This is a genomic window from Christensenella sp. (assembly GCF_034927525.1).
GTDB lineage: Bacteria > Bacillota > Clostridia > Christensenellales > Christensenellaceae > Christensenella.
Map to the genome: position 1 here is coordinate 1 of NZ_JAYFPU010000348.1, position 5,951 is coordinate 5,951.

The 5,951-nt window shown below is 49.6% G+C and carries 5 protein-coding genes; 4 read left to right on the forward strand and 1 reads right to left on the reverse strand.

The features are described 5' to 3' along the window. Positions 1 to 184: 184 nt before the first annotated feature. From VB081_RS13860 to VB081_RS13875, 4 genes are all read left to right on the forward strand, one after another. A complete protein-coding gene (locus VB081_RS13860) occupies positions 185 to 1,294 on the forward strand; it encodes an ABC transporter substrate-binding protein (protein WP_323401368.1) in 1,110 nt (369 codons plus the stop codon). Between the two features lie 98 nt (positions 1,295 to 1,392). Then, on the forward strand, positions 1,393 to 3,165 hold the full coding sequence (locus tag VB081_RS13865) for an ABC transporter permease (RefSeq protein WP_323401369.1): 1,773 nt from the start codon (positions 1,393 to 1,395) through the stop codon (positions 3,163 to 3,165). Beyond that, on the forward strand, positions 3,166 to 4,236 hold the full coding sequence (locus VB081_RS13870) for an ABC transporter ATP-binding protein (RefSeq protein WP_323401370.1): 1,071 nt from the start codon (positions 3,166 to 3,168) through the stop codon (positions 4,234 to 4,236). Position 4,237: 1 nt separating this feature from the next. Beyond that, a complete protein-coding gene (locus VB081_RS13875) occupies positions 4,238 to 4,990 on the forward strand; it encodes an MBL fold metallo-hydrolase (RefSeq protein WP_323401371.1) in 753 nt (250 codons plus the stop codon). A 62-nt stretch (positions 4,991 to 5,052) separates the two neighbouring features. Here VB081_RS13875 and VB081_RS13880 read toward each other — a convergent pair. After that, positions 5,053 to 5,951, reverse strand: an 899-nt coding sequence (locus VB081_RS13880; RefSeq protein WP_323401372.1) for a coenzyme F420-0:L-glutamate ligase, incomplete at its 5' end; no start/stop codon positions are given.

Consider the following 5,951-nt stretch of genomic DNA (forward strand, 5'->3'; position numbering starts at 1 on the left):
TGTATCGAAAGCGGGGAACCTCCAGGTGAGGCTCTCGCTAAAAGTCGGGGTAAATTTTAATGCGACCAGTATCTTGGAGGCGTTCTCCCGACAAATAACAATTGTTGTTTTCAAAGAATTATAACATCGCCTTTGAAAACGACAACAAACTCTCTAGAAAGTGAAAAATATTTAGGAGGAAGAAATGAAACGAATTAAGATGAAAAGTTTGATCGTGGGAGTACTGGTACTGGCAATGGCGCTTACATTGATCGCCTGCAGTGGCGGTGCGCCCGCTACGTCGGCCGATCCGTCTGAGACTGCCACACAAGAGGCGTCCGCGTCGGCGGAAGCGACCGCCGAAGAAAGCGCGGCGGCAGACGTCGCTGGAAATTTGACGATGTATACGTCTGAACCGGAAGAATTGATTGCGGAAATGATTTCGGCATTCAATGAACAGTATCCGAATGTGAACATTGAAGTGTTCCGTTCGGGAACAGGTAAAGTAACGTCCAAGCTGGATGCGGAGCTGCAGACGGGAAGCACACCCGCCAACATTCTCTGGTTCGCGGACGTTGGATATATCAATGGCCTGGACGAGAAGGAGATGATCATGCACTATGCGCCCGAAGCACTGTCCAACATTGACCCGCAGTATAGCTATAAGGATGGAATGGGACACGAAGTACGGCTGATCTACAACATTCTGGCCTATAACACAAATGAAGTATCGGAAGGCCCGAAGGACTGGAAGGATGTAACGACAGAAGAATACAACGGAAGCTTTGGTATGGCAAACCCCAACTATTCAGGCGGTGCGTTCTCGGCATTGGTCGTCCATACACAGTATCCGGAGTTGGTTGGCTGGGACTGGTACCAGGCGATCGCCGACAACAACTGTAAATATGAAGAATCGAACGGGAACCTGCAGACAAAGGTTTCCTCCGGAGAATATAAGGCAGTGGAGCTGGTAGATTTCATGGCGCGTAACGCAAAAGCAGACGGATCGCCTGTAGAAGCGGTCTATCCGGAATCCGGCGCAGTTTTGGTACCGACGCCAATGGCGCTGATGAACAACATACCGGAGGACAGCGTTGCCGCTGCGCAAGCGTTTGTTGATTGGTGCTTGACCGATGAAGCACAGCAGTTGCTGGTGAAGCAAGGATATATTCCGGTGGCGGACATTCCGGGACCGGAAGGCGCGCCTTCCGCATCTGAAATTAAGGTAATGCCCTTTGACCTTGATTATTATGTAGAAAACGCAACGGCGATCCGCGAAGAATATACAAGCAGGTTTGGCGGAGCCAGCGCATAAGTTAGATTGATATGCCCCCACATGTGCCGTCCGCAGCTTTATGTTGCGGACGGCTGAAAGGGGAGGTTGGTGCATCGTAATTTTAGGAGGGGCTTTTCATGGGCAAAGAGCTGTATAAAACAAAAAAGGGCTGGATAGGGCCTGCCGCGATATGGTGGGTTATCGTCCTGTTTTTGATTTTCGTTGTAGTATATCCGATTGCCGTGCTTATTCTTAATAGTTTTCAGGCGGGCGAAAGCTTCTCACTTGCAAACTATGCCAGAATTTTTCAGGATAAATCCATTGTTAACAGTATGTTGAACTCTTTGAAGGTGGTTGTTCCATCTACCTTGATTTCGACTGTATTGGGTGTTTTCCTTGCATGGGCTGTCGTACGGACAAACGTTCCGGGCAAAAGAGTATGGAAAACATTGCTTTCTATCCCGTATTTTATACCGCCGTTCATCGGCGCGATCGCATGGACATTTTTACTTGGACCCAAGGGATTCGTTAATGAAGCGGCGATGTCGATGTTTAATTTGACAAAGCCGGCCTTTGATGTGTACAGCATTGGAGGAATGATCTTTGTCATGTCCATCTACCGGTTTGCCGTACCGTTCATCGTTGTAATGCCGACGATGCAGAAGGTTTCGGCCTCAGTAGAAGAAGCCGCCAGGATTTCGGGCGCTTCACCCTGGAAAACGATGAAGGATATCACCCTGCCATTGCTCGGGCCGTCGATCATTGGGGCAATGCTGCTGGTGTTTATGTTTTTGCTTGCGGACTTTGGTGTTTCTGCGGTACTGGGCGCACCAAACCAAATACGTTTGATGACAACAGAGATATTTTACATTATCAACCGGCCGGATATGGCGAACCATTTGCAGATCGCGGCCGCCTATTCCATGCTGCTTTCCGTTTTTGCTTTGATCGGCCTGTGGGCGTACAACAGGGTGCTGCGAACGAATAAATATGCGGTCGTAAGCGGCAAGAGCGCCGCTGTGGAACCGACGAGGCTGAGCTCCAAAGCCAAATGGATATTGTTTGCGGTATTACTGGTCATATTCCTGATCACGACTTGTTCACCGATCATCGCATCGCTGATCACCTCTCTCACCAAGGTGTATGGCGTGCCGTTTGGGATTGAGAATTTTACCTTTGCAAATTTCCTGAACCTGATGGATATCAAGAATATTGCACGAGCCTTCCAAAATAGTGCCGTGCTGTCCGTTGTATCAGCTCTTGTTATTATGGTAGTTACGCTCATTATTGCGTATATTGCCATACGAAAAAATGTGCGCGGCGTTGCCGGCGTGAAGATCATGCAGGTTATGGTCACACTGCCGTATGCGCTGCCGGGAACGATCATTGCCCTGGGAATGATCCTCTCCTTTACGCAGCCGTTGCCGCTTGTCGGCTGGGAGCTTTACGGAACCTTTGGGATTTTAATGATAGCCTATATCGCCCGGTTCCTGAATCTGGGGTACAACAATATTGCAGGGGCAATCAGCCAGATCGATCCATCGCTTGAGGAGGCGGCGCGAATATCAGGCGCCAGCCAGATGCGAACGTTTAAGGACGTTGTCATTCCCTTGCTCAAAACCAGCCTGTTTAGTTCTTTTTTCCTTGTGCTGGCACCGACTCTGTCTGAAATCAGCTTGTCTTCGCTGCTTTGGTCAGTCGGGAATGAAACGATCGGTACTGTGGTGTATTCGTCGCAGGAGGAAGGCAAGATTTTACGTACGGCTGCGCTTGCGATCCTTCTGATCGTCATTATCATATTGTTGAATTTTATCGTCCAGATCATCTCGGAGAGAAGCGGGAAAAAACGCAAAAAGAAAAGAAAATCGTCAGAAGACATTGATCCAATGCTGACGATGGAGGAATTTTAAATGGGAAAACTAACAGTAAATAATCTGGTGAAAAAATTTGGAGAGTCAACAGCTGTCAACGATGTATCTCTTACGGTTGAGGATGGCGATCTGCTGACAGTTGTGGGGCCGTCCGGCTGCGGAAAGACGACATTCCTTCGTATGGTCGCGGGCTTCATTGAACCTACCGCAGGAGTGATCAAAATCGACGAACATGTGCTTTCTAACCGTGCGGGCGGAATCAGGGACGTACCCCCGGAGAACAGGGATATTGGGATGGTGTTCCAATCCTATGCTGTATGGCCGCACATGAATGTTTTTAATAATGTTGCATATCCGCTCAAAATCAGAAAACAGGATAAAGCGACGATCAAGCAAAGCGTGATGACGGTACTGAAGCTTGTGCATCTCGACGGATATGAGGAGCGTATGGCTTATGAGCTGTCGGGAGGACAGCAGCAGCGTGTTGCGTTGGCAAGAGCGCTTGTTATGAGGCCGCGGCTGTTGCTGCTTGACGAACCGCTCTCGAATCTGGACGCCGCACTGCGCGAGACGATGCGCGGCGAGATCAAGGAAATCCAGAAGAAACTTGGTATAACGATCATCAATGTAACGCATGATCAGATCGAGGCAATGACGATGTCGGACAAGGTCGCGGTCATGCGGTTGGGAAATCTGGTGCAATTCGATACGCCAAACAATCTGTACGAGCATCCGGTCAATACATTCGTTGCACAATTTATTGGGTCTGCAAACATCATTCCTTCAACGATCGAAAAGGACGTGAAGGCAGACAAGGAAGGGATGATGGATGTCAAGCTGCTTGGGAAATGGCCGATGAAAGCGGCATACGCGGAAACGGAGAAAAAAGAAGGGTTTTTGGCGATCCGCGCCCATCATGTGCTATACACGCCCGATTCGCCTATTCGGGCGAAGGTGGTACGCAAGCTGTACCAGGGCAACCAGTTTGAATACTTTTTAGCACTGGATGAGGATGTGACGATACGTATGCTGGCCTCTACAACGTTGGATTTCGATATAGGGGATACGATCCCGGTTTCTATGGACAAAACGGTATGGTTGGATGACTAATTTGGACTGGAATATGAAAGCGACCGTGCTTGGATGGTGCGGCGGGTTCCCGCGGGGCGGACAAGCGACCTGTTCGGTATTGGTCGAAACGCCCGAGGGTGCTGTTTTACTTGACTGCGGGAGCGGTTCGTTGTCAAATTTCTTTCGTGTATCAGATGTCGACCGTTTGCATGGCGTGCTGCTTTCCCACCTGCATTATGATCATATCGGGGATCTGGGCTGCCTGCAATATTCAATCAATCACGCATTGCGCGTGGGGCTCAGAAAGAAAAAATTGCCCGTCCACGCCCCGAAAACCCCTGTGGATATGTGGAAGACGATCCAATATCCATATACGGAATCGTTTGTGCTGTGCGACGGGATGACGATCGAAATGGCCGGAATGAAGATCACGGTTAAAAAGGTCAATCATACGATTGAGTGTTACGCCTTTCGTCTGGAAAGGAATGGGAAATCGATCGTGTATTTTACAGACACGACTTATTTGCCTGACGCTCATATATTTGTGAACGGGGCAGACCTGTTCTTTTGCGAAGCGACAAGTACTTCCGGTTCCTGTCATTCGACAGGGAAAGGCCATATGAGCGATGTGGAGGCGGGGTATCTTGCGAAGGAGAGCGGCGTAAAAAATTTATGCCTGATCCATTTGCCGAGTGACGCACCGCTTTTGCAGATCAAGGAGCGGGCGGAATCAACCTTTGGAAAGCCGGTTTTTATGCCCGATATTGATGAAATCAGTACGTTTTATGTGTAAATAACAGAATGATACATAAAAGGCCTCCGGATAACCGAAGGCCTTTTTGAATTGCCGCTGTTTTACAGTTCGTCGGAATAGTTGTCGAAGTAGCCCTGCACGAATACGACGGGAGTACCTTTGTCGCCACTGCCCGAAGTTAAGTCGCACAGCGAGCCGATCAGGTCGGTAAGCTGGCGGGGCGTCGTGCCCTGCGAGGCCATCGAACCCTTTAAGTCGCCGTCCTTTTTCTGGATGTGTGCAGTGATCGCTTTTTGCAGTTCCTCGCCGCAAAGTCCGGCAAAGTCGTTGTCTGCAAGATATTTGAGCTTCAGCTCGTTGGGCACGCCCTCGAGGCCGTCTGTATAGCCGGGGGAAACGACCGGGTCTGCAAGCTCCCAGATTTTTCCGACCGGATCTTTGAACGCGCCGTCGCCATAAACCATGACCTCGACTGTTTTGCCTGTGACGTCTTTCACTTTCTGCTGTACGCTTGCAACAAACTTCTCGCAGTCGCGCGGGAATAGCTTGACAGTCGTTTCTGTGGACTTGTTCGAACCCAGCAGGCCGTAATCGGGATTGTAACCGCTGCCGTTCACCGGCTTGTTTAAGATGTCGCACAGTGTATATACCTTCTGTGCACCCGCCTCAAGTAATTTGCGTTTACTGCGCTCGCGCGTATGGATATCGCAGCACAGAACGTTTTTGGTATAGTCTAAGATCACGGTCGGATTGTTCGCAAAGACGAACTCCACCTCCGCGCCTTCTTCGTTGATGACGGAAGCATAATATTCCACATAATCCATACCTGTAAAGGGATGGAGATTCACGCCGAAAAGTTCGCGGTATTTTTTGAGATCAAGCACGTCTGTCCAGGGATTCACGCCCTTTTCGTCTAGCTGGTCTAACGAAATCAGGTGATTTCCTACCTCGTCGGACGGATAGCTGAGCATCATGACGATTTTTTTTGCGCCGCGTGCAA

What these genes read in the sequence shown, in the direction of transcription:
- VB081_RS13860 (WP_323401368.1), top strand. Translation starts at nt 185, where the DNA reads ATGAAACGAATTAAGATGAAAAGTTTGATCGTGGGAGTACTGGTACTG.
- VB081_RS13865 (WP_323401369.1), top strand. Translation starts at nt 1,393, where the DNA reads ATGGGCAAAGAGCTGTATAAAACAAAAAAGGGCTGGATAGGGCCTGCC.
- VB081_RS13870 (WP_323401370.1), top strand. Translation starts at nt 3,166, where the DNA reads ATGGGAAAACTAACAGTAAATAATCTGGTGAAAAAATTTGGAGAGTCA.